1 protein-coding gene is annotated in these 711 nt (G+C 67.4%); it reads right to left on the bottom strand.

Annotated features, from left to right (window positions below; all coding sequences use genetic code 11):
• Window positions 1-123: 123 nt before the first annotated feature.
• On the bottom strand, window positions 124-558 hold the full coding sequence (locus PGX04_RS20000; protein ID WP_273740122.1) for a GNAT family N-acetyltransferase: 435 nt from the start codon (window positions 556-558) through the stop codon (window positions 124-126).
• Window positions 559-711: the final 153 nt, after the last annotated feature.

Genomic DNA, 711 nt, shown 5'->3' with positions numbered 1-711 from the left:
CCGACCAGCGCGAGCAGTTGCGCCGGTTCGCCGATATCGTCGGCTGACGCGCCCGGCGAACGGGCTCTCGAGCGGCGCGCCGATCCGGCGCACCGACGCTCTCCCCCGAGCCGATCTCGCACGTCAGGAGAGATCGTACACGAACGAGGTGCAGTACTCGTCGTAGCCCATCCGCTCCGTGTAGAACCGGTGAGCGTCCGTGCGCCACTGCCCCGACTCGAGTTCGACCGCCTTGCAGCCGTTCTCGGCGGCCCACTCGTGGACGAACTCGAGGAGCCGTTCGCCGTGGCCCGTCGACCGCTCGTCCTCGTCGGTCACGAGGTCGTAGACGTAGGCGTGCCGGCCGAGGTAGAAGTTCGTTGCGATCTTCACGCCGGCGACGGCGACCGGCTCGCCGTCGACGTAGCGCGCGAACAGCCGGTACCCTTCCGCTCGCATCTCCTCGAGCAGATCGAGGTAGGAGTCGCGGTCGAGGTGATCGCGGAGCTGGACGAGGATCGGAAATATCTCGAGACTCTCGGATTCGGCGGTAATCTCTCGGGTGTCCTGTGATGGCACGTACCACTATTTGCGTCGCTGTCAGTTAAGTCGTGAGGATCGACGACTGACGGGCGACCCGCGTCCGCTCGGCCGACGAGCGGGTCGCGGTCGGCTTACGGGAGCCGACCGGTCAGGGCCTCGCTGGCCGGCGCGATGGGAAGGTCCGTCCCG

This window comes from Natrinema soli (genome assembly GCF_028618695.1).
Note: the sequence above shows the minus strand (reverse complement) of the source record. Positions and strands in the feature narration are given on the sequence as shown.